This window comes from Streptomyces sp. NPDC028910 (assembly GCF_055564955.1).
The window spans coordinates 62,460-82,960 of the sequence record NZ_JBVHVF010000011.1 but is presented as its reverse complement, the minus strand read 5'-3'; the positions used below and the strand labels follow the sequence as shown (position 1 = coordinate 82,960).

Here is a 20,501-nt window from a genome sequence, read left to right as displayed (position 1 = left end):
CGCCTTACGCCCGGTCCGGTTCCTGAACTCTGCCCGACCGGCGGCGGCTGACCAGCCAGCCCGTGAGGGCAAGGGCGGCGAAGACCAGTGCGATGACCGCCGGTCCGGTCGTGTCCAGGGTGTCGGCGAGAGTGCGCTGCACGGCTCCGGCGGCCTCGATGACGGGGTCCTGGGTGGCGGGGTCGCGCTGGACGCGGATCTCGTACCAGCCGTAGTACGCCACGTAGGCGCCGACGAGGAGGAGCAGTCCGCCGCCGACGCGGGGGGCGATGGCTCCGATGCGGCGCAGGCGCGTGACGGCGGTGGTGCGGGTGAGGGCCACGGTCAGGGAGGCCGCGCCGACGATCAGGCCCATGCCGGCGGCGTACGCGGTGAAGAGGATGACGCCCTCGGCGGTGGAGCCGCCTCGGAAGGCGGAGACGACGATGGCGAGGAAGGGGGCGATCGTGCAGCCGAGGGAGGCGGTCGCGTAGGCCGCGCCGAACAGTGCCATGGAGGGCAGGGAGCGGGTCACGGTGGGGGCTCGGCGGAGTTTCGGGGCGAGGGCCGGGAGCTGGCGGCCGGCCAGGAGCCAGGCTCCGGCGGCGGCCATGAGGATGCCGAAGGCGATGGTGAACCAGGGCAGGTGCTCCTGGACCTGGCCGGCGACGGGCTGGATCGCGAGGCCGAACAGGCCGAAGAGCGCGGCGAATCCGAGGGTCATCGCGGCGGTGGCGGTGAGGGCCCGGCCGACCGCGACGCTGCGGCTGGGGGAGTCGTCGCCGAGGACGAGCAGGGACAGGTAGGCGGGGAGCAGGGCGAAGCCGCACGGGTTGACGGCGGCGAGCACGCCGGCGGTGAGGGCGAGGGCGAGGGGCAGGTCGGACACGGGGATCAGCCGGTGAGTCCGGCGACCTTCTCGGCGAGTCCCTTGCCCGCCGGCAGTACGCCCTCGTAGACGGACTTGCCGTCCTTGTCGAGGATGACGTAGCGGCTCTGTTCGGTCACCTTGAACCGCTTCCAGACCTCGCCGTTCTCGTCGGACAGGTGCGGGAAGCCGCTGGTGCCGGTGTCCGCGACGAAGTCCTTCATCGCGGCGTTCTTGTCGAGGCCCGCGACGCCGATGACGTTGGCCTTGCCCGCGTTGTCGGCGGCGACCTTCGCGGTCTCGGCGGCCTGGGCCTTGCACTTGGGGCACCAGGGGGCCCAGAACCACAGAACGGTGGGCTTGCCCGCGAGGGTCTTGGCGTCGAAGGGCTTGCCGTCCACCGTGGTGCCGGTGAAGTTCAGCGCCGCCGGCAGCTGGGCGCCTGTGGAGCCGGTCCCGCCCGTGCCCGCCGTCGGGGCGGCGGACGCCGACACCTCGGCGGGCGCTGACACCCCGGCGGGCGCCGCTCCCGTCTTCGTACCGGAGCTGCCGTTCGCTCCGCACCCGGTGAGGGGGAGCAGTGCGACGGCGGCCAGGACGGCCGGTGCGAGGGTACGGGCACGCATGAGGACTCCTATGGTGTTCGGGACCAGGTGTGACTGTAGATCCGGCGGGCGGTCGGGTGGCGCGAGCGCGTCTTACGGTTTCGTGACGTCGGTCCGCCCGACTCCCGCGGCGCGGCGGCCCGCCGGCGGGATGCCGACGGGCCGCCGCGCTGTCACCGTGTTCAGGCGCGCTTGACGGTGAAGTCGCACCAGGCGGTCCATTCGGACGCGGTGGAGCCGTCCTTGACCCGCATGCGCCAGCGGTAGTCGCCGTCGGTGAGCTTGCCCTGGGGCAGCTGGTAGACGGCGTCGTGGCTGGTGTCGCTGGTCAGCTGCTTGCGTACGACCTGCTTCCCGTCCGCGGCGTCGACCTCGAAGGCGACCTTGCGGCGGGGGCCCGTGGCCTTGCCGTCCTCCACGGTGCCGGGAGGGGCTATCGACTCCAGGGTCGCGGCGAGCGTCGCCGACCCGCCGGTCACCACCGGCTTGCCCGCCGTGCCGCCGCAGATCTGGAATCCGGCGTACGGGCCGTCGGAGATCCGCGGCAGTGCGGGGGTGCGCAGCAGCAGGTCGTCCGGTCCGCCGCCGGCCGCCGCGGCGGTGCTCCCGGCGGAGCCGGAGAGGGCGGACGACAGGGGTGCGGCCGCCGCGCCGATGGCCAGGGCCGCGACGACGGCGAGGGCGATCCGGCCCGGCCCGGCCCGGAAGGTCTTGTTCGGCACGCGCATGGCTGTGTCTCTCTTCCTCACGGGTCGGCTACTTGACGTAGAGCGTGTGGCCGGGCTCGGGCGGGGCGATCTGGGTGCACGTGTACGTGGTCCAGCGGTGCTCGGCGACCAGGCGCTTGCCCTGGGCCTCGCAGCCGCCGAGGTTGTTCAGGTCCTCGTACTTGACCCAGTCGGCGGCGGTGTTGGCCTTGAGCTTGTTGGCCGTGACGTGCCCGGCGGCCTTGCCGCCGGCCGCGACGCCGTCAGTGCCGTCCCACCGGTAGTGCACGCCCAGCCAGACGCGTCCGACCGCGTTCTCGGTGGCCGCGGCGGAGAAGGTGGTGAACGTCCGGGTCACCCCGACGGCGTGGGGGTCCTCGGTGGTCGCCGTCCACGTCATCTGGTCGGTGCGGAACCAGTCCTGCATGACCTTGGCCCAGGCGCCCCCGAAGGTGGCGTGACCGGAGATGTAGGCGGGGAACGGCGGGCTGAAGTGCTTGCCGTCCCGGTCCTGGGACAGCGGCTGCCAGCTCGGGTCGCCGACGGTGTTCGGGTTGCCGTCACCGTCCTGACGGACCGCGCTCTCGGGGCGCCACAGATCGATGTCGGTCTGGTACTTGGCGTCCCAGGCCGTCACCGCGGCGTCGGCCATCGCGAAGGCGGTGAGCGCGAACAGCTTGGCGTTGCCGGCGACCGTCAGACCCTGCTGGCGGGAGAGGATCTGGGTGTGCTCGAAGAGCTGGCCCGGCGGCTTGTACGTGCCGTCGAGGTCGTTGGCCCAGAACAGTGCGGCCTGCGTCTGGTCGGCGGTCCGGGTGGTGGAGTCGGCCCGGCCCAGGCTCTTCACGTCGTTGAACTGGTCCGTGTACGGCTGGCTCTTGAGCAGCGTGTCCATGACGGTGTGGCCGGCCGGTCCGGCCGGGCGGAACTGGGATCCCGAGGCCATGCCGAACGGCTTGACGGTGCCCCACTGCGGGGTGGCGCCGTTGACGGGCGCTCCCGACGGGTCGGTGCTCGTCGGCCGCCACTGGCCGGCCGCCGTGCTGCCCGTGTACGCCGCGACGGGGGCCGAGCCGTCGTTCTGCCGGGCGGCGATCATCGCGGCCGCGGACTTCTGGCCCACCTCGGTGCCCGCCGCCCGCTGCTCGGCGGTGACGGCCGCCGGGATCGTCGAGCGCGCGCTCTCCAGCGCGGCGTCGAAACCGAACTTCGGGTCCGGGTAGAGCGACTTGAGGACCTCGTAGGCGGCGTGGTCGATGGCGCTGTTCACGTCCGGCAGCGCGCCGTTCGTGGCGGTGGCCGTGACCAGGTACGGGGCGCCCAGGCACTTCGTCGCTCCCTCGGCGCAGCGGGCGGAGTTCGCCGCGTCGTAGATCGCGCCGTGCATCATGGCGCCGGCCCGGGCGAGCGGGCCGGGGGCTCCGCCGGCCGCCTTGTACGTGGCCTGGAGGACGTCGTTCCAGTAGACGACGTGGTCCTTGACCGGGTCGGCCGGCGCCTCGTAGGTCACCAGGATGGAGGGGGCGTTGGCGGGCGCGTCGGCCGAAGCGAAGATCTTGAACGCCTTGGCGTCGGCCTCGTCGGTGGCACGCAGGCCGACCGTGTCCACCGTGCGGCTGGTCTGGGACCACTGCTTGACGAGCGGGGTGATGTCCTGCGACAGCCAGCGCGGGCCGCAGTCACCGTGCCCGTAGGTCTGGGTCGACGTGGTCACCTTCGAGCGCCAGGCGGGCTGAGTGGTCCAGCGAGTGGCGGCGTCGGCCGTCCCGGTGTCCCAGATCTCCCAGGAGCGGGCCTCGCAGGAGTCCGACCACACCGAGTACAGGTTCAGCTCGGCGTTGAGGATGTCCTGGCCGGTGACGGACCCGTTCCGCGGGAAGTTGATGAACGAGCGCGCCTCTGTCTTCTGCCATTCGAGGCCGACCCGCAGGCCGACCTCTCCCGAGAGGTCGTCGGTGACGCCCTTGCGGATCGTGGTGTCGAAGTTGGTGCCGAAGTAGACCGCCGGGTCGATCGTGACGGGGTACTTGGTGTCCGCGTCGGCCAGGAAGCCCTGGTCGGCCGTCACCTTGAGGTCGAGCTCCGTGCCCCGCTGTACGACGTCCAGCCCGACGGAGGCGCGCTTGCCGCCCTCCCGTCCCGCCCGGTCGCGCGAGGCGTCCCACATGAAGGGCGTCGGCAGCTTGCCGACCTCCCGGCCCGTCTTCGTGTCCTTGAAGGTGACCGTCTCGTCGGCGCCCTGGGCGGCGCTCAGGCCCTCGGCGCGCAGCGGCAGAGTGAAGGACGCGGCGTGCTGGGCCGCCGAGCGGTCCTTGACCACGAGGTACTGCTCGAAGCCGGTCCTCGTGGCCTCGACGACCAGGTCGGTCTGGGGCAGGACGTTCTCGTACGTGGCCTTGGCGCCCTGGAGTAGCGGCTCGGGCAACGTGCCCTTCCAGCCCAGGGCCACGGCTTGCTCGCCGCTGCCCAGCGTGACCAGGTCACCGCCGCCGGCGCCGGTACGGCCGGCGAGCCTGAGCCCGCGGGGGTGGGCCTTGGACCGCACCGAACCGTCCGCATCCTTCACGAGCGTCACATCGACGGGGACCCACTGGCCGCCCTCACGGAAGCGCACCGGCCCCGCGAACGACTCCACGGCCATGGTGCCGTCGGGATTCGCCCACAGCGTGGTGCTCTCCGTACGGGCTCCGACCACCTCGATCCGCCGGCCCTGGGCCTGCGCGGTGAGCCGCGCTCCGGCCTCCTCCCGCTGCTGCGGGGTGGTCCGCGTGACGCTGCGGGGCGCGTCGGAGGCCGCCGCTGCCGGAGCCGCGACGGCAGCCACGAGGCCGGCTTCGGCGAGCAGGACCAGGGAGAGGGGGACGGCCAGGCTGGCGCCGAGGACGGGACGCCGGGCTGGTCCTCGCGACCGGCCGAGTGTCCTGATTGATCTGTGCACGCTGTCAACTCCTGCTGATCAGAAGAGATTTGGGCGTGCGGATGCTCGCAGTGATCCACCTGGGCAGTCCAGGCGGAATCTCATGGGGCACGGGTGATCATGCCAACGCCGGAATGGGGAACTCCAACGGCGCGGCGATCCGGCCGACGCCCCTGAAGTCCCGCCGGCACGGTGTCGGCCTCGACCCGGCCGCTCGCGCCGGGGCCCTGAGCAGGGCCGAAGCGGTCATCGGCGGCAGGACGCCGAGCCGTTCCGGTGCGGCGAGGAGGTGCTGCCCCGCCTCCTCCAGGGCGCCCGCACCACCCACCCGGCCAGGACCGCGGCGGCGGCGAGCCCGTAGGCGACGGTGCCCGCGGTGTCGCCGAGGGAACGGGCGTAGACGTAGGCGACCGCTCCCGCGACGGCGATTCCCAGCCATTCCCAGCGGCCGTCGAGGGCGACCAGGGCGATGAGGAGGAGTGCGTACCAGGAGTAGCCGGGGGTCATGAGCAGGAAGGCGGTACCGGTGACCAGCAGGGCTCCGCTCCACGGGCGTTGGGGGTCGCCCCCGCGCAGGACGTACGCCACCACCGCGAGCATGACGGCCACGACCAGCGGAAGCGCCCAGGAGTCCGGCAGCAGCAGGCGCAGCAGGGCGTACCGGCCATGGGCCGAGGCGTCCTCGTACCCTTCCTCCTCGGCGTAGCCGCCCAGGTAGCCGAAGACGGAGGCGCGGGAGCCGAGGACGTACGGCAGGTAGACCAGGGCCACGACCGCGCAGACGGGCAGCAGCACCGCGGCCGCGTCGCGCGGGCGCCGTACCCCGGACAGGGCGCCCGGCAGCAGGACGGCGGGCAGCATCTTGGCGGCGATCGCCAGGCCGAACAACGCGCCGCCCACCACCCGGCGGCGGGCGACGACCCCGAGCGCGGCCACGGACAGCAGGACGGCGAGGACGTCGACGTGGGCGTTGTTCACGGCCTCGATCGGTACGGCCGGGCACCAGGCCCAGTAGGCGGCGTCACGGGGATCCCCGCGGCGGCGCAGGACCAGGAGCAGGGCCCCGGTCGTCGCCACGGCCAGCAGGGCCGCGCCGGTCTGCAGGGCCTTGTGGCGGACGTCCGGCGGTGAGAGGGCATGGACGAGGAGGAAGTAGCCCTCGGCCACGGGCGGGTAGACGGTGTGGACCTGGGGGCGGTTGATCCTGGTGCACGTTCCGGCGGCCACCGGTTCCCGCTCCGGCCCGGCGCAGGTCCGGCCGTCCTGGGGGAAGAGCCAGTCGTCCCGCAGGTGGATGAGTGCGGGGTCCGCCGGCGTGTGGTCGTACGGGGAGATGCCGGCGGCCTGCACCCGGCCGTCCCAGGCGTAGCGGTAGGAGTCGGTGCTCGTGCGGGGAGCCGCGACGAGCCCGGTGGCGGCGACCACGACCGCGCCCGCCAGCACCAGCGGGGCGACGTGCCGGGCGGGCACCTTGCGCAGGGACCCGGCGGCCGCGGCGAACAGCGCCCATGAGGCCGCGTACCACCAGCACAGTCCCACAGGGTCGGCGAAGTAGCCGTCCTTGCGTACGGTCAGCACGAGCACGGTGGCCAGAGCCGTCAGGGCCAGGATGGTGACGGCGGTGCGGGGGCTGTTCATGGCGCCAGGGTGGCAGCGGCGCAGCCCGTTACCGGCCTCACCGGGCTGACGTCCGCGTTTCGTAAGGTGTCGGATCCGCCGCACGGCAGCAGACAGCGGTGTGATGGGTGACATGAGCCCGCGAACCCGGTGGCGCCCCGCACTGCCGCCCGTCAGACCGCCCTCGTTCTCCGGACGCCTGCACGACGCCCGCACGGCGACCGCCGTCGGGCGCTGGCTGGGCGTCGCCATCCTGGTGTGCTTCGTGACGGGGCTGATCAGCCACTATCTGCAACGCCCGCCCGGCTGGCTGGCCGACCAGCTGCCGAGCCGGCCCGTCTGGGGCTACCGGCTCACCCAGGGGCTGCACGTCGCCGCCGGACTCGCGGCGATCGTGCTGCTGCTCGCCAAACTGTGGGCGGTGTATCCGCGGTTGTTCGTGTGGCCGGCGGTTCGGTCGGTGCGGCACGCCCTGGAGCGGCTCTCGGTGGCGGTGCTGGTGGCGGCGGCGGTCTTCCAGCTGTTCACCGGGCTGCTGAACATCGTCGAGTGGTATCCGTGGCCGTTCTCCTTCGTGCCCGTGCACTTCGCGGTGGCGTGGGTGGTGGCGGGCTCGGTGCTGTTGCACCTCGCCGTGAAGGCTCCCGAGATCACGGCGCATTGGGGGCGGAGGTCGGCCGGGACCCTGGAGCTTCCGGCCGAGGACGCCCCGGACCGGCGCTCGCTCCTGATGGGTGTCGGTGCGGCGGTCGGGGCGGTGACGCTCACCACGGTCGGACAGTCGTTCACCCCGCTGAAGCGGCTCGACCTGCTGGCACCCCGGCATCCCGATCACGGACCGCAGGGACTGCCGGTGAACCGTACGGTGGCGGCGGCGGGTGTGACGGCGCAGGCCATGCGCGCCTGGCGGCTGGAGGTGATCGGCCCGGCGCCGTACACCATGACGCTCGATCAACTCCGGGCCGCTCCCCAGACCGGGGCCCGGCTGCCGATCGCGTGCGTGGAGGGCTGGAGCGTCGAGGCCCGGTGGGGCGGGGTGCGGATGAGCGATCTGCTGGCGAGGGCCGGTGGGCCGCCCGGGGCCGGCGTGCGGGTGGTCTCCCTCGAAGTACGCGGCGCCTACCGGGTGATGGAGATGGGCCGGGAGTACGCGCAGGATCCGCTGACCCTGCTCGCTCTCACCCTGAACGGCGAGGTCCTCTCGCCCGATCACGGCTACCCCGCGCGGATCATCGCGCCGAACCGGCCCGGCGTGCTGCAGACGAAGTGGGTCACCCGGCTGGAGGTGCTGTGAAGAGCGGGGCCGTCGATGCGCGGAGGGTGGGGGCGGCCCGCTGTGCCCTGGGGGTCCTGGGCCTGCTGTTGATGGGGATCGGTGCCTGGCAGCTGTCGGTGCTTCCGGCCCCTGAGGCGGTGGGCGTCTGGCTCGTCGGTGCGCTCCTCCTGCACGACGCCCTGATCGCGCCCCTGGTCCTGGCCGTAGGATTCCTGGTCGCCGCCGTCCCGGCAGCCCGCGGCGTGGTGCGCGGTGCCCTGATCACCGGTGGGTCGCTGGTGCTGATCACCCTCCCGTTGCTGCTCCGGCCGGGCTCCCCGCAGCATCCGTCCGCTCTGCCCCTGCCGTACGCGCGGAACCTGCTGCTGGTGCTCGGGGCGGTGGCGGTGTTGGCCATCGCGGCGGCGGTGCGCCGCCGCCCGCGGCGCCCAGGGGCCGGAGCCGGGCCGGGTGACGGGCCTGGTCCGGAGCCGCGGCCGGGAAGCGGGCGCGGCACGGACCCGGGGACCGGCCCGGTGTCCGGACCGCCACCGGGGCCGATGCCCAGCCCGCAGCCCGAGCGGCCGTCCGACCGGCAGCCCGGGCCGCCGTCCGAGCGGCAGCCCGGTCCACGACCGAAGCCAGGTCCCGGCCGGGGGCCTTCGCGCGACCCCGGGGCCGGGGTCGATACGGAGCGGGGGCCCCGTGCCGAGCCGGGGCGGTCACCCGGCCTCCCTTCGGGGCCTCGTCAGGGCCGGGGGGCCGGCGGCGAGCCCGAGTCCTCGTCCCGGCCCCAGCCGGGGCCGCCTCCGGAGCCCCAGCCGGGGCCGCATCCGGAGCCGGAGCCGGGGTCCGGCCGCGACGAGGGCTGAGACAGCCTCGCCGGTTCCACGAGGACGCGGCCGGTCGGCCGGCTTCGGGGAGGGGCCGGTTGGCGCCGTCCCCGTCATGGGTGGACCGGATCGCTGCCGGGGGCCGCCGTGGTCGCCGTGGTCGCCGTCAACCGGGCGTACAGCATCGAGAAGCGCCCGCCGGCGGCCTCGCCCGCCACCAGCCGTGCGTCCTCGGCGGTGTCCACGTCCCGCAGCACCGGCAGCCGTCCGACCCGCAGCCCGGCGGCCACGAGCCGCCCGTACTGCACGGCGCCCGTCTCGGGCACGGACATCGGCACGCCGCGCAGCAGCGCGGGATCCGGTTCCGCCAGCCCCAGCGCCCAGAAGCCGCCGTCGACGGCCGGCCCGAACCACGCGTCGTACGCCTCCCAGTCCGCCGGAGCCAGCAGCGCGGGCGTGACCTGCGGGGTGTCCATGCCGATCAGCAGCGCCGGTCCGGTGCACGGGGCGAAGGCGGCGGCGAGCCGCTCGTCCAGGCCCCCGGCGCACTGCGGGACCACGTCGAAGCCCGGCGGCAGCCAGGGTCCGGGGCGGCCGTCCAGGACCAGGATCCGCCGTTCGGCCGGGGTGGCGGCGACCGCCGCGAGAGTATCGGCGAGAGCGGCTTCGGCCAGTCCGGCCGCCTGCGCCGGAGTGAACGGCGGAGTGAGGCGGGTCTTCACGCGGCCCGGCACCGGCTCTTTCGCGATCACCAGCAGCGTGGTCACGCCCGCTCTCCCGGCACGGTCGTGGAAGCAGCCGCGGGCTCGGCGAGCACGCGGCTCATGTCGCGCACGGCCTGCCAGGTGCCCCGCCAGGTGCCGGTGACCTTGGACTTGCCCGCTCGGGGCAGGTAGGGCACGTCCACTTCCCGCACCCGCCACCCGGCGTCGGCCGCCCGTACGACCATCTGGAGCGGATAGCCACTGCGCCGGTCGGTCAGGTCCAGCCCGAGCAGCGCCTCGCGGCGGGCGGCCCGCAGCGGGCCGAGGTCATGCAGGCGAAGGCCTGTCCGCCGACGCAGCATCCGGGTCAGGGCGAGATTCCCGGCGCGCGCGTGGAGCGGCCAGGCCCCCCGCCCCTCGGGCATGCGGCGGCCCAGTACGAGATCGGCGCCGTCGGCCGCCACCGTCGTCACGAAACCCGTGAGCAGTCCCGGGTCGAGCGAGGCGTCGCAGTCGCAGAAGCAGACGATGTCCGCCTCTGCAGCGGTCAGCCCGGCGTGGCAGGCCGCGCCGAAACCTCGGCGCGACTCGTGCACCACCGTGGCACCGAGTTCGCCGGCGAGGACATCGGACCCGTCGGTGGAGCCGTTGTCGACCACGATGGCCCGCCAGCCGGCGGGGATGCGGGCGAGGACCCAGGGCAGGGCCTCGGCCTCGTTCAGACAGGGGAGTACGACGTCTACGGTCACGGGTTCACCGTATGAACCCCGGACGGACATACGGGACATCGACTCCTTACGAAACGCGGACGTCACCTTCGGCAGGCCCCTGCGCCCGCCCGCGTCCGCACCAGTGATGCGAGGGTGGGTCCCATGAGCATGCAAACCCCCTTGGGCCGCGTCCTGGTCGTCGAGGACGATCCGACGGTCGCCGAGGTCGTCACCGGCTACCTGGAGCGCGCCGGATTCTCCGTGGAGCACGCGGCGGACGGTGCGGAGGCCCTCGCGAGCGCCGGACGGCAGTGGCCGGACCTGGTGGTCCTCGATCTGATGCTGCCCGGTCCGGACGGGCTGGAGGTGTGCCGCAGGCTCCGTGCGACCGCTCCCGTGCCCGTGGTCATGCTCACCGCGCGGGGCGACGAGGAAGACCGGATCGCCGGACTGGAGCTCGGTGCCGACGACTACGTCACCAAGCCCTTCAGCCCCCGTGAGCTCGTCCTGCGGGTGGAGTCGGTCCTGCGCCGCAGTCGTGGCCCGGGCGGCCCGGGCGGCCCGGGTGCCCCGGGTGCCCCGGGTGCCCCGGGTGCCCGGGCGGTCACGGAAGCGGCACCGGAGCCCCCGCTGCGCGGTGCCGGGCTGGTCCTCGACCCGCCCACCCGCCGTGCCTCCAAGCACGGCATGGAGCTCGCGCTCACCGTGAGGGAGTTCGATCTCCTCGCGCACTTCCTGCGGCACCCCGGCCGGGCGCACAGCCGGGAGGACCTGATGCGGGACGTGTGGGGCTGGGACTTCGGTGACCTGTCCACCGTCACCGTCCACGTCCGGCGGCTGCGCGCCAAGATCGAGGACGATCCCGGCCGGCCGCAGCTCATCCAGACGGTGTGGGGCGTCGGCTACCGCTTCGCCTCCGACCCGGTGGCCGGGAAGGCGGACGCGTCGTGAAGGACCTGCTGCTGATCGCCGCCTTCGCCCTGGCCGGGGCGGTGTGCGCGGGGCTCCTGGGCGCGGTCGCCCTGCGTCTGGTGCGCCACCGTTCGGTCGCCGTCGCCCTCACCGTGGTGGCCGCCGTCGCCGTGACCGCCATGCTGGCGGGCACCCTCGCCGTCGCCCAGGCGATGTTCCTCTCGCCGCACGACCTCACCGTCGTCACACTCGTCGTGGCCATGGCCGCCGTCGTCTCCCTGGCCACCGCCCTGCTGCTGGGCCGATGGGTCGTGGCCCGCAGCCGCGACCTCACGCTCGCCGCACGCGACTTCGGTGACGGCGGGAGCTTCGCCGCCCCCGTCCTCCCGGCCACCGCCGAACTCGCCGGTCTCTCCCGGGAGCTGGCGGCGACCAGCGCCAAGCTGGCCGCCTCCCGAGAGCGGGAGCGGGCCCTGGAGACCTCGCGCCGTGAGCTGGTCGCCTGGATCTCCCACGATCTCCGTACCCCCCTGGCGGGGCTCCGCGCCATGGCCGAAGCACTGGAGGACGGTGTGGCCGCGGACCCGGCCCGCTACCACCGGCAGATCGGTACCGAGGTCGAACGGCTCAACTCCATGGTCGGCGACCTCTTCGAACTCTCCCGGATCCATGCCGGGGCGCTGACGCTCACCCCGAGCCGGATATCGGTCTACGACCTGGTCGGCGACGCGCTGTCCGGAGCCCACCCGCTCGCCCACGAACACGGAGTACGGCTGGTCGGAGAGGAGGTCGAGGCCGTGCCGGTGGAGGTGGACGGCAAGGAGATGACCAGGGTGCTGGCCAACCTCCTGGTCAACGCCATCCGCCACACCCCGGCCGACGGAACGGTCGCCGTCGCCGCCGAACGCCGCGACGACGCCCTCGTGCTCTCGGTGACCGACGGCTGCGGCGGCATCCCGGACGAGGATCTGGCGCGGGTCTTCGACACCGGCTGGCGGGGCAGCGCCGCCCGGACCCCGCCGGCCGGTGCCGGACTCGGCCTCGCGATCGTGCGCGGCATCGTCGAGGCACACGCAGGCCGTACGGACGTACGCAATGTGCCGGGCGGCTGCCGCTTCGAGGTGACCCTGCCGCTGCCGGCCCCGGCGCTGTGACGCGAGCCGCCGGACACCCCTTGGGCGGTGTCCGGCGGATCATGGCCGGGCCCGGGTCGCCTGGCACCCCGCCTCTCGTCGCGCGGGCCCTATGCCCGCGACGTGACGCCCCCCGGGGCGCGCTGCTCGGCCCGTGCGAATTCGGCCATCCCCTCCACGAAGCCGACCTCCGGCAGCCATCCCAGCTCGTGGCGCAGCCGCGCCGAATCCGCCGTGATGTGCCGTACGTCGCCGAGCCGGAATTCGCCCGTGACCACGGGATCGGGGCCGCCGTGCGCCGCCGAGAGCGCCCCGGCCATCTCCCCGATCGTGTGCGGCTCGCCGCTGCCCGTGTTGTACGCGACGAGGGATCCGGCCGGTCGGCCGCCGACCGCCTCCAGCGCGATGGCATTGGCCGCGGCCACGTCCTGTACGTGCACGAAGTCGCGCCGCTGCGCCCCGTCCTCGTAGACGCGCGGCGCCTCGCCCCGGGCCAGTGCCGACCGGAAGAACGAGGCCACCCCCGCGTACGGGGTGTCCCGGGGCATCCCCGGCCCGTACACGTTGTGATAGCGCAGCGCCACCGCCCGGCCGCCCACGCACCGCGCCCAGGCGGCCGCCAGATGCTCCTGGGCCAGCTTGGTCGTCGCGTACACGTTGCGCGGGTCCACCGGCGCGTCCTCGTCGACCAGGCCCGGGACCAGCTCCGACCCGCATCCCGGACAGCGGGGCTCGAACCGCCCCGCCTCCAGGTCCGCCACCTCGCGCGGCCCCGGCCGTACGACCCCGTGCCGCGGGCACGCGTAGCGCCCCTCGCCGTACACCACCATCGACCCTGCCAGCACCAGTTCGCGCACCCCGGCCTCGGCCATCCCCGCCAGCAGCACCGCCGTACCCAGGTCATTGCAGCCGACGTACGCGGGCGCGTCCGCGAAGTCCTTCCCCAGACCGACCATCGCCGCCTGGTGGCATACCGCGTCGACGCCGCGCAGTACCGCCCTGACCACTTCGGCGTCCCGGACGTCTCCCCGGACCAGTTCGGCGTCGGGCAGGGCCGACGGGCCCGGGTGCGCCGCGGCCAGCAGCGCGTCCAGGACCAGGGGCTCGTGGCCGCGCTCGGTCAAGGCCGTGACGATGTGCGAACCGATGAAGCCCGCGCCTCCTGTGACAAGTACTCGCATGCCGCGGACGGTACGGAACTTCCCCGCGACTCGGCCGGTTCCACGCCAGTACGTAAGGGTTCCGTCATCGGATGGGGCAGCGCCGCCTCGCGCAGCCCATCCGGGCATGCCGTCCCCCGGGCATCGCTCGATGATGGGGAAATGGATGTCACCGAGGTTCTCCTGCCCGGTGTGGGCCTGCGCTACGAGTTCACCAATCACCGTGGTGACCGGGTCGGCGTGGTGGCCCGGCGCACGGGTGAATTCGACCTGGTCCTCTACGGGGAGGAGGACCCGGACGCGGGCCGGCCGGTGCTGCAGCTCAACGGTGAGGAGGCCGACACGGTCGCGGAGATCCTGGGGGCGCCGCGGATCGCGGAGCGGTTCGCCGACCTGACCAAGGAAGTCCCGGGACTGATGTCCGGGCAGGTCGAGGTGCGTGCGGGCAGTGAGTACGACGGCCGGCCGCTGGGAGACACGCGGGCGCGGACGCGGACCGGCGCGTCGATCGTCGCGATCGTCCGCGGTGAGGATGTGATCGCCTCGCCCACGCCGCAGGAGCCCCTCTGCGGCGGGGACGTGCTGGTGGTGATCGGGACCCACGAGGGCATCGCGGGTGTGGAACAGATCATCCGGGGCTGAGCCCGGTGCGGACACCGGTCGCGCTGCTGCTCGAGCTGGGCATCATCCTGGCCGCTTTGAGCGTGCTCGGGACGCTGGCCCGGCGCTTCACGCTCTCGCCCATTCCGCTCTACCTGCTGGCCGGCCTCGCGGTCGGCAAGGGCGGCATCGCGCCCGTGCCCGCTGCCGGCGAGTTCGTCGAGACGGGCGCGGCCATCGGGGTGGTCCTCCTTCTGCTGGCCCTGGGGCTGGAGTTCTCGCTGCCCGAGTTCGCGGTCAGTGTGCGGCGGCACGTGCCGTCCGCCCTGGTGGACCTGGGGCTGAACGCCGCCCCGGGGGCGGTGGCCGGTTGGCTGCTGGGGCTGGACGGCATCGGGATCTTCGCCCTGGCCGGCGCCACCTACATCTCTTCGTCGGGGATCGTCGCCCGGCTGCTGGAGGACCTGCGGCGGCTGGGCAACCGGGAAACCCCCGCCGTGCTGTCGGTGCTGGTCATGGAGGACTGCGCCATGGCCCTCTACCTGCCGGTCCTCGCCGTGTTCGCGTCGGGCGGCCAGTGGTGGCAGGCGGTCCTCGGTGTGCTCGCGGCCGTGGGCGCGGTCATCGCCGCGTTCACCGTCTCCTACCGGTGGGGCCACCACGTGGGCCGCCTGGTCTCCCACCCGGACGCCGAGCAGCTCCTGCTGCGCGTCCTGGGCCTCACCCTGATCGTCGCGGCCCTGGCCGAGGCCGTCCACGCGTCGGCCGCCGTGGGCGCTTTCCTCGTAGGCCTCACCCTCACCGGCGAAACCGCGATCCGTACCCGCGCCGTGCTCAGCCCTCTACGGGACCTGTTCGCCGCCGTGTTCTTCCTGGCCATCGGGCTGTCCGTCGACCCCGGCGACCTCCTGCCCGTCCTGCCCGCGGCGCTCGCACTCGCCGCCGTCACCGCGGCCACGAAGGTGCTCACGGGTCGGTTCGCCGCCGGCCGCGACCACGTCGGGCGACGCGGCCGGCTGCGTGCCGGAACCGTCTTGATCGCCCGGGGGGAGTTCTCCTTGGTCATCGTGGGGCTCGTCGGGACGATGCACGGCTCACTCGGCCCGCTGGTGACCGCGTACGTCTTCGTCCTGGCTCTCGCCGGCCCGCTTCTGACCCGCCTGGCCGGGGTCGTCCCCCTGGGGACGACCCGTCCGCCCGGTGCGAAGGACGGCCCCTCGTAAGAGCGGTACCGAGTGGACGGTCAGGGCGGCGAGCGGAAGGACCATGCCCCGTCCGTGATCGCCGCCCGGACCTCGTCGCTCACGGGCGGCCGACTGTGCCGGAATCGTCCATCGCGTCCATCGCGTCCATCGCCTGCGGCTGGGCCGGAACCAGGCCGGGCTTCAGTGCCTCGGGCTGCTGCTGCTGCTGCTGGCGGCGGCGTCCGGTGAGGTAGCTGGCGACCGGTTCGGTGTAGCGGGCGGTGAGCGGGCCGAGGATGACCAGGACCAGGACGTAGGCGGTGGCCAGCGGGCCGAGGGAGGGTTCGATGCCGGCGGTGACGGCGAGGCCGGCGATGACGATGGAGAACTCGCCGCGCGCCACGAGAGTGCCGCCGGCGCGCCACCGTCCCTTGACGGAGATCCCGGCCCTGCGGGCGGCCCAGTAGCCGGTGGCGATCTTCGTGCCGGCCGTGACGACGGCCAGCGCCAGCGCGGGGAGGATGACCGGGGGGATGCTGGCGGGGTCGGTGTGCAGGCCGAAGAAGACGAAGAACACCGCGGCGAACAGGTCCCGCAGCGGGCTCAGCAGGCTGTGGGCTCCCTCCGCGACCTCCCCGGAGAGGGCGATGCCGACGAGGAAGGCGCCGACGGCGGCGGAGACCTGGAGCTGCTGGGCGATGCCCGCGACCAGGAGGGTCAGGCCGAGGACGACCAGGAGGAGCTTCTCGGGGTCGTCGCTGGAGACGAAGCGGGAGATGACCCGGCCGTAGCGGACGGCTAGGAAGAGGACGAGTCCGGCGACGCCGAGGGCGATGGCGAGGGTGAGGCTGCCGGCGGCCAGGCTCACGCCGGCGAGCAGGGCGGTGATGATCGGCAGGTAGACGGCCATGGCGAGGTCTTCGAGGACCAGGATGCTCAGGATGACCGGGGTCTCACGGTTGCCGAGCCGTCCGAGATCGCCCATCACCTTGGCGATGACGCCGGAGGACGAGATCCAGGTGACGCCGGCCAGGACGACCGCGGCGACCGGGCCCCAGCCGAGCAGCAGAGCCATGCCGGCGCCGGGCAGGGCGTTGAGGGCGAAGTCGACGAGACCGGCCGGGTACTGGGTCTTGAGGTTGGAGACCAGGTCGCTGGCGGTGTATTCCAGGCCGAGCATGAGCAGGAGCAGGATGACGCCGATCTCGGCGCCGATCGCGACGAACTCCTCGCTCGTGCCCAGCGGCAGGAGTCCGCCCTTGCCGAAGGCGAGGCCGGCCAGCAGGTATAGGGGTATGGGGGAGAACTGGAAGCGTCCGGCGAAGCGCCCCAGCAGGCCGAGGCCGAGGATGATCGCGCCGAACTCGATCAGGAAGACAGCGGAGGAGTGCATTCAGCTCACTCCCGGCCGAGGATCGCGGCGGCGGCCTCGACGCCCTCGCGGGTGCCGATCACGATCAGGGTGTCCCCGCCCGCCAGGCGGAAGTCCGGAGCCGGTGAGGGTATCGCGCTGGAGCGGCGCAGGATGGCGACGATGGACGCGCCGGTCTCGGTCCGCATCCGCGTCTCGCCCAGCACCCGCCCGTTCCAGTGCGACGTGGACGCCAGTTCTATCCGTTCCGCGACCAGACCGAGGTCGGTGGTGGACAGCAGGTTGGGGCTGTGGTGCGAGGGCATCAGCGCGTCGATCAGCGCTTCCGTCTCACGACCGGTCAGTTTCACCGACAGCGCGCACTCGTCCGGGTCGTCCCGCCGGTAGGCGTTCAGCGTCCGGGCACCGTCGCGGTGGGCGATCACCGACAGACGGCGATGCTCACGAGTGGTGAGGTCGTAACGAACCCCTATGCCCGGCAGCGGAGTACGGCTCACGCGGGGAACAGGCACGGCAAACCCCCAGCTTTCTGGTGTCGTAGGCGGCAGATGGAGGCGGACCGGCGGACCGGCGGACCGGCGGACCGGAACACCTCGCGCCGTCACCCTATCGATTCGCTAACCACCCGAATGGATGAAAAGGGTGCGTGGCGGTGGAAGATGTCGCTGCTCCTGCTGAGCAGGCGGTGCAACGCCATGGTTCGACGGCGGATCTGCCGTGCCGACGTCGGCTGAATCCTCGTCCGTGCCCGTTCTCCCCGGCTCGGGCATCATGGCGGAGGTCTCCAAGGGCGGGGGCCGCGTGCGAGGGAGGAATCGCGTGATGCAGTGGAGGCGTCTGAGTTCCGGCATCCGGCCTGTGCCCCGCCTCGTCGCCACCCCTTCGGTCTGGGCAGCCGCAGGTGTCGTGGCCCTCGTCGTGGTCACGGCCCTCAACTACCTCAACGGCCAGGGCGACCCCACGATCGACCTCCTCGTGCTGTCCGCGCTGTGTGCCGTTCTCAGTACGGGGGCCCGGCTCATCGCCGCACCGGGCACGGCCCTGGTCTGCTGGCTCGCCCTCAACGGCTTCGCCACGCCACCCATGGGCGAACTGACCTGGTCCGCCGGCTACGACCTGGGCCGCCTCGGATGCCTCCTGGCGGCGGCGGCCACCGGAACCGCCATCGCCCGCATCGCCCACGCCCGCGCCGCCTACCAGCGACTGACTCCTCACAAGCCGGCGGGTTCCTGACAGCTGCTCGTGGGCACCTGGGGCGCGCGTGAACTGCGGTACGCAGGTCCTGATCTGACAGAACCTCGTCATTGCGGACATGGAAGCGTCGGGAAATGATCAGGGCATGCTTCCGCCGCACAGAGTCGTCATCACTGCTTTCCCCGGGGTCGAGCTGCTGGACGTCACGGGTCCGGCCGAGGTGTTCTCGGTCGCCACGCGCGTCGGGGGCAGCGGCCGTCCCGGTTACAGCGTCCGGATCGCGACGGCCGACGGCGGCCCGGTGACCACGTCCAGTGGTGTCCGGCTGATCGCCGACCTCACGCTGGACGAGGCCCGCGACCACATGGACACCCTCCTGGTGTCGGGTGCGGTCGAAGTGAGCGACGACGGTGTGGAGCCGCTCCTCGACGACGAGGTCATCGGCTGGCTGCGTGACGCGGCGCCCCCGACCGCCCGGGTCGGCTCGATCTGCGCGGGCGCACACCTGCTGGCCGCCGCGGGCCTGCTGGACGGACTGTCCGCCACGACCCACTGGCTCACGGCCCCCCAGCTGGCCGCGGCCCACCCGCGGGTCACCGTCGACCCGGACCCGATCTTCATCCGCACCGGCCGTGTGTGGACCTGCGCCGGCATCACGTCGGGGATGGACATGGCGCTGGCGATGGTCGCCCAGGACCACGGCCCGGATCTCGCCCTGACCACGGCCCGGATGATGGTCATGTACGTCAAACGACCAGGTGGCCAGAGCCAGTTCAGTGTCCCGCTCGCAGTGCCCCCCGCCGCCGGCGAACGCATCGACGACCTGCGCGTGTGGATCGGCGAGCACCTCACCGGCGACCTCTCCGCCGAAGCCCTGGCCGCACGCCTGCACCTGAGCGTGCGCCACTTCAACCGGCTGTTCCGCCGGCGTACGCAGACCACCCCCGCCGCCTACGTCGAGGCCGCCCGACTGGAGGCCGCCCGCCGACTGCTCCAGGAGAGCGACGGCAGCCTGGCTGAGGTCGCCGCCGCCAGCGGCCTCGGCTCGGTGGAAAGCCTGCACCGCTCCTTCCGGCGCCGCCTGGGCACCACCCCGGCCGAATACCGCCGCCGCTTCCGCTGAACCCGACGCCGGTCCCGACCGGCCACCGCCCTGCACAGCGCCGCGGGGCGGACCGCCGGCGTGCCCGTACGACAGGCGCCACCAACCGAGGAGAACACCGTGTCCCGAACCAAAGTCATCCCCATCCCGGTCATGGGCCGCCACAGCATCAACGCCTACCTCCTGCTGGGCCGCCGTCCCGTCATCGTCGACGCGGGAACACCCGGCAGCGGGCGAAAGATCCACGAGCAGGTCGCCGCGCACGGTGTGGACCCCGCCGACATCTCGCTGATCGTCATCACCCACGGCCACATCGACCACTTCGGCTCCGCCGCCGAACTGCACCGCCTGACCGGGGCACCGGTGGCCGGCCACATCGCGGACCTCGGCCCTTTCCGCACCGGCCGGGTCCGCGAACCGTACCTGCCCACCGGGCCCATGGGCCGCCTCATGGCCAGGAACAAGAACCTGCACGTCCGGGTCGAACCGCTGGAACCCGACGTACTCGTACGCGGTGAGACAGGACTGGAGGACTTCGGGATCGACGCGCGCATCATGCCCACGCCCGGACACACCGCGGGATCCGTCTCCGTCCTCACCGACCACGGGGATCTCGTCGCCGGTGACCTGGTGGCCAACTCCTTCATGGGCCTCCTCCCGGGCAGACCGGCCAACCCTCCCTTCCACGACGACCCACTGGCCAACCTCGCCAGCCTGCACAGGATGCTCGCTCTCGACCCCACCCGACTGCACGTCGGTCACGGCTCACCGCTGGAGCCCGGCAGGGTCCGCAGGTGGGCCGCACGAGAACACCGCCGACTGTCCCGCCGCGAAGCGGCCGGCCGCCTCGCCGCCCGCACGGACGACGTCGGGGTCTAGAAGGACTACCGCGGAAGCGACCGTGAGCCGGTGGAACTCCGTTCAGTGGCTCACGAGCAGGGCCCCGCGTGGTTTCACCCGTAGTGAATGAGATAGGCCCTATGGTTACGGTGAGTGATGTCTACTGCGGTCTTCGCGCCCGCGCCAAGGGAGTCACGTCGCCATGCCGATGCTGCTGATCAAGGGCTCTTTCCACATCATCGGAACCCGGCCGGACGGGGGTACCGTCCACTTCACCCCTGACGACATGACCGAGCGGGCTCTCGTCGGCGGGCCCCACAAGGTCAAACGCAACGCGTCCGGCAAGGCCAGGCCGCGGCTCGTCTTCGAAGAGAACTGAGCAGGAGGCTTCCCGCCATGACCCATGCCGCAGACTTCCGCGCCCTCTCCGAGCTGCTCACCGGCGAGTACCCGCTGGACCCGGCGACGGCCGACGCGCACCGCGAACGCCTCGCCCGTCACTTCCCCGCCGACCTGGACCGCCTCATCGACGCCTACCGTACGGCCGCCGGCCAGGCCGATCCCGGTGAGGCTCTCTTCGCCGCCGTCAACGCCGACCCGAAGCTCGCCAGGGTCGCCCGGGAAACGCTCGCCATCTGGTACACCGCGCAGTTCACCCGCCCCGACAACACGCAGGACGCGCCGGACACTCCCGCGCGCTACCGGGCCGGGCTGGTCTGGAAGGTCATCGACGCCCACCCCATCTCCGCAGCCCCGGTTCCGGGCGGCTACGGCTACTGGACCCAGCACCCCTGAGCCAAGGAGACCTG

Annotated in this window: 21 protein-coding genes; 11 read left to right on the top strand and 10 right to left on the bottom strand. The window is 73.0% G+C overall.

Features of this window, described 5'->3' with window-relative positions:
• Positions 1–4: 4 nt before the first annotated feature.
• The 5 genes from ACZ4TV_RS16175 to ACZ4TV_RS16155 form a co-directional block, all read right to left on the bottom strand.
• Complete coding sequence (locus ACZ4TV_RS16175) at positions 5–868, bottom strand: cytochrome c biogenesis CcdA family protein (RefSeq protein WP_468135014.1); 864 nt, start codon at positions 866–868, stop codon at positions 5–7.
• A 5-nt stretch (positions 869–873) separates the two neighbouring features.
• Complete coding sequence (locus tag ACZ4TV_RS16170; protein ID WP_468135012.1) at positions 874–1,473, bottom strand: redoxin domain-containing protein; 600 nt, start codon at positions 1,471–1,473, stop codon at positions 874–876.
• A gap of 161 nt (positions 1,474–1,634) precedes the next feature.
• The gene (locus ACZ4TV_RS16165) at positions 1,635–2,180 is read right to left on the bottom strand and encodes a hypothetical protein (RefSeq protein ID WP_468135010.1); all 546 of its coding nucleotides are present in this window, start codon (positions 2,178–2,180) and stop codon (positions 1,635–1,637) included.
• A 28-nt stretch (positions 2,181–2,208) separates the two neighbouring features.
• The gene (locus ACZ4TV_RS16160; RefSeq protein ID WP_468135008.1) at positions 2,209–5,097 is read right to left on the bottom strand and encodes a DNRLRE domain-containing protein; all 2,889 of its coding nucleotides are present in this window, start codon (positions 5,095–5,097) and stop codon (positions 2,209–2,211) included.
• Positions 5,098–5,322: 225 nt separating this feature from the next.
• Positions 5,323–6,714, bottom strand: a complete 1,392-nt coding sequence (locus ACZ4TV_RS16155) for a glycosyltransferase 87 family protein (RefSeq protein WP_468135006.1) — start codon at positions 6,712–6,714, stop codon at positions 5,323–5,325.
• 112 nt (positions 6,715–6,826) lie between these two features.
• Here ACZ4TV_RS16155 and ACZ4TV_RS16150 point away from each other — a divergent pair, with 112 nt between their 5' ends.
• Together ACZ4TV_RS16150 and ACZ4TV_RS16145 are read left to right on the top strand one after the other, a co-directional pair.
• The gene (locus ACZ4TV_RS16150) at positions 6,827–7,987 is read left to right on the top strand and encodes a molybdopterin-dependent oxidoreductase (RefSeq protein ID WP_468135004.1); all 1,161 of its coding nucleotides are present in this window, start codon (positions 6,827–6,829) and stop codon (positions 7,985–7,987) included.
• On the top strand, positions 7,984–8,820 hold the full coding sequence (locus tag ACZ4TV_RS16145; RefSeq protein ID WP_468135002.1) for a hypothetical protein: 837 nt from the start codon (positions 7,984–7,986) through the stop codon (positions 8,818–8,820). The genes ACZ4TV_RS16150 and ACZ4TV_RS16145 overlap by 4 nt, the downstream gene beginning before the upstream one ends.
• A gap of 74 nt (positions 8,821–8,894) precedes the next feature.
• On the opposite strand, the gene ACZ4TV_RS16140 is transcribed toward ACZ4TV_RS16145, so the two are convergent.
• Together ACZ4TV_RS16140 and ACZ4TV_RS16135 are read right to left on the bottom strand one after the other, a co-directional pair.
• Positions 8,895–9,548 (bottom strand): TIGR04282 family arsenosugar biosynthesis glycosyltransferase, encoded by a 654-nt coding sequence (locus tag ACZ4TV_RS16140; RefSeq protein WP_468135000.1) that lies wholly within the window; start codon positions 9,546–9,548, stop codon positions 8,895–8,897.
• Positions 9,545–10,264, bottom strand: coding sequence for a glycosyltransferase family 2 protein (locus ACZ4TV_RS16135; protein ID WP_468134998.1), 720 nt, complete (start codon positions 10,262–10,264; stop codon positions 9,545–9,547). The genes ACZ4TV_RS16140 and ACZ4TV_RS16135 overlap by 4 nt, the downstream gene beginning before the upstream one ends.
• A 93-nt stretch (positions 10,265–10,357) precedes the next feature.
• Here ACZ4TV_RS16135 and ACZ4TV_RS16130 point away from each other — a divergent pair, with 93 nt between their 5' ends.
• Together ACZ4TV_RS16130 and ACZ4TV_RS16125 are read left to right on the top strand one after the other, a co-directional pair.
• Positions 10,358–11,146, top strand: a complete 789-nt coding sequence (locus ACZ4TV_RS16130) for a response regulator transcription factor (RefSeq protein ID WP_468134996.1) — start codon at positions 10,358–10,360, stop codon at positions 11,144–11,146.
• Positions 11,143–12,261, top strand: a complete 1,119-nt coding sequence (locus tag ACZ4TV_RS16125; protein WP_468134994.1) for a sensor histidine kinase — start codon at positions 11,143–11,145, stop codon at positions 12,259–12,261. Before ACZ4TV_RS16130 ends, ACZ4TV_RS16125 begins: the two co-directional genes overlap by 4 nt.
• An 89-nt stretch (positions 12,262–12,350) precedes the next feature.
• Here the strand turns inward: ACZ4TV_RS16125 and ACZ4TV_RS16120 are convergent, their stop codons facing one another.
• Positions 12,351–13,421: an NAD-dependent epimerase/dehydratase family protein gene (locus ACZ4TV_RS16120; RefSeq protein WP_468134991.1), complete on the bottom strand. Its 1,071-nt coding sequence runs from the start codon at positions 13,419–13,421 to the stop codon at positions 12,351–12,353.
• Positions 13,422–13,562: 141 nt separating this feature from the next.
• Here ACZ4TV_RS16120 and ACZ4TV_RS16115 point away from each other — a divergent pair, with 141 nt between their 5' ends.
• Together ACZ4TV_RS16115 and ACZ4TV_RS16110 are read left to right on the top strand one after the other, a co-directional pair.
• The gene (locus tag ACZ4TV_RS16115; protein ID WP_468134989.1) at positions 13,563–14,042 is read left to right on the top strand and encodes a cation:proton antiporter regulatory subunit; all 480 of its coding nucleotides are present in this window, start codon (positions 13,563–13,565) and stop codon (positions 14,040–14,042) included.
• 5 nt (positions 14,043–14,047) lie between these two features.
• Positions 14,048–15,223: a cation:proton antiporter gene (locus ACZ4TV_RS16110; protein ID WP_468134987.1), complete on the top strand. Its 1,176-nt coding sequence runs from the start codon at positions 14,048–14,050 to the stop codon at positions 15,221–15,223.
• A gap of 79 nt (positions 15,224–15,302) precedes the next feature.
• On the opposite strand, the gene ACZ4TV_RS16105 is transcribed toward ACZ4TV_RS16110, so the two are convergent.
• Positions 15,303–16,577: a cation:proton antiporter gene (locus tag ACZ4TV_RS16105; RefSeq protein ID WP_468134985.1), complete on the bottom strand. Its 1,275-nt coding sequence runs from the start codon at positions 16,575–16,577 to the stop codon at positions 15,303–15,305.
• A gap of 5 nt (positions 16,578–16,582) precedes the next feature.
• The gene (locus tag ACZ4TV_RS16100; protein WP_468134983.1) at positions 16,583–17,068 is read right to left on the bottom strand and encodes a cation:proton antiporter regulatory subunit; all 486 of its coding nucleotides are present in this window, start codon (positions 17,066–17,068) and stop codon (positions 16,583–16,585) included.
• Between the two features lie 310 nt (positions 17,069–17,378).
• On the opposite strand from ACZ4TV_RS16100, the gene ACZ4TV_RS16095 reads away from it, so the two are divergent.
• The 5 genes from ACZ4TV_RS16095 to ACZ4TV_RS16075 all read left to right on the top strand — a co-directional run bounded on the left by ACZ4TV_RS16095 (position 17,379) and on the right by ACZ4TV_RS16075 (position 20,487).
• Positions 17,379–17,789, top strand: coding sequence for a hypothetical protein (locus tag ACZ4TV_RS16095; RefSeq protein WP_468134981.1), 411 nt, complete (start codon positions 17,379–17,381; stop codon positions 17,787–17,789).
• Between the two features lie 106 nt (positions 17,790–17,895).
• The gene (locus ACZ4TV_RS16090; RefSeq protein ID WP_468134979.1) at positions 17,896–18,873 is read left to right on the top strand and encodes a GlxA family transcriptional regulator; all 978 of its coding nucleotides are present in this window, start codon (positions 17,896–17,898) and stop codon (positions 18,871–18,873) included.
• Between the two features lie 99 nt (positions 18,874–18,972).
• Entirely contained in the window at positions 18,973–19,731 is a 759-nt protein-coding gene (locus ACZ4TV_RS16085) for an MBL fold metallo-hydrolase (RefSeq protein ID WP_468134977.1), read from the top strand.
• A 163-nt stretch (positions 19,732–19,894) separates the two neighbouring features.
• Positions 19,895–20,071 carry a hypothetical protein gene (locus tag ACZ4TV_RS16080; RefSeq protein ID WP_468134975.1) on the top strand — a complete coding sequence of 59 codons (177 nt, stop codon included), beginning with the start codon at positions 19,895–19,897 and terminating at the stop codon, positions 20,069–20,071.
• Positions 20,068–20,487 carry a sugar dehydrogenase complex small subunit gene (locus ACZ4TV_RS16075; RefSeq protein WP_468135198.1) on the top strand — a complete coding sequence of 140 codons (420 nt, stop codon included), beginning with the start codon at positions 20,068–20,070 and terminating at the stop codon, positions 20,485–20,487. Before ACZ4TV_RS16080 ends, ACZ4TV_RS16075 begins: the two co-directional genes overlap by 4 nt.
• The last annotated feature ends 14 nt before the right edge of the window (positions 20,488–20,501 follow it).

What these genes read in the sequence shown, in the direction of transcription:
- ACZ4TV_RS16135 (WP_468134998.1), bottom strand. Translation starts at nt 10,264, where the DNA reads ATGTCCGTCCGGGGTTCATACGGTGAACCCGTGACCGTAGACGTCGTA.
- ACZ4TV_RS16165 (WP_468135010.1), bottom strand. Translation starts at nt 2,180, where the DNA reads ATGCGCGTGCCGAACAAGACCTTCCGGGCCGGGCCGGGCCGGATCGCC.
- ACZ4TV_RS16150 (WP_468135004.1), top strand. Translation starts at nt 6,827, where the DNA reads ATGAGCCCGCGAACCCGGTGGCGCCCCGCACTGCCGCCCGTCAGACCG.
- ACZ4TV_RS16115 (WP_468134989.1), top strand. Translation starts at nt 13,563, where the DNA reads ATGGATGTCACCGAGGTTCTCCTGCCCGGTGTGGGCCTGCGCTACGAG.
- ACZ4TV_RS16170 (WP_468135012.1), bottom strand. Translation starts at nt 1,473, where the DNA reads ATGCGTGCCCGTACCCTCGCACCGGCCGTCCTGGCCGCCGTCGCACTG.
- ACZ4TV_RS16090 (WP_468134979.1), top strand. Translation starts at nt 17,896, where the DNA reads ATGCTTCCGCCGCACAGAGTCGTCATCACTGCTTTCCCCGGGGTCGAG.
- ACZ4TV_RS16080 (WP_468134975.1), top strand. Translation starts at nt 19,895, where the DNA reads ATGCCGATGCTGCTGATCAAGGGCTCTTTCCACATCATCGGAACCCGG.
- ACZ4TV_RS16130 (WP_468134996.1), top strand. Translation starts at nt 10,358, where the DNA reads ATGAGCATGCAAACCCCCTTGGGCCGCGTCCTGGTCGTCGAGGACGAT.
- ACZ4TV_RS16095 (WP_468134981.1), top strand. Translation starts at nt 17,379, where the DNA reads ATGCAGTGGAGGCGTCTGAGTTCCGGCATCCGGCCTGTGCCCCGCCTC.
- ACZ4TV_RS16120 (WP_468134991.1), bottom strand. Translation starts at nt 13,421, where the DNA reads ATGCGAGTACTTGTCACAGGAGGCGCGGGCTTCATCGGTTCGCACATC.
- ACZ4TV_RS16155 (WP_468135006.1), bottom strand. Translation starts at nt 6,714, where the DNA reads ATGAACAGCCCCCGCACCGCCGTCACCATCCTGGCCCTGACGGCTCTG.
- ACZ4TV_RS16105 (WP_468134985.1), bottom strand. Translation starts at nt 16,577, where the DNA reads ATGCACTCCTCCGCTGTCTTCCTGATCGAGTTCGGCGCGATCATCCTC.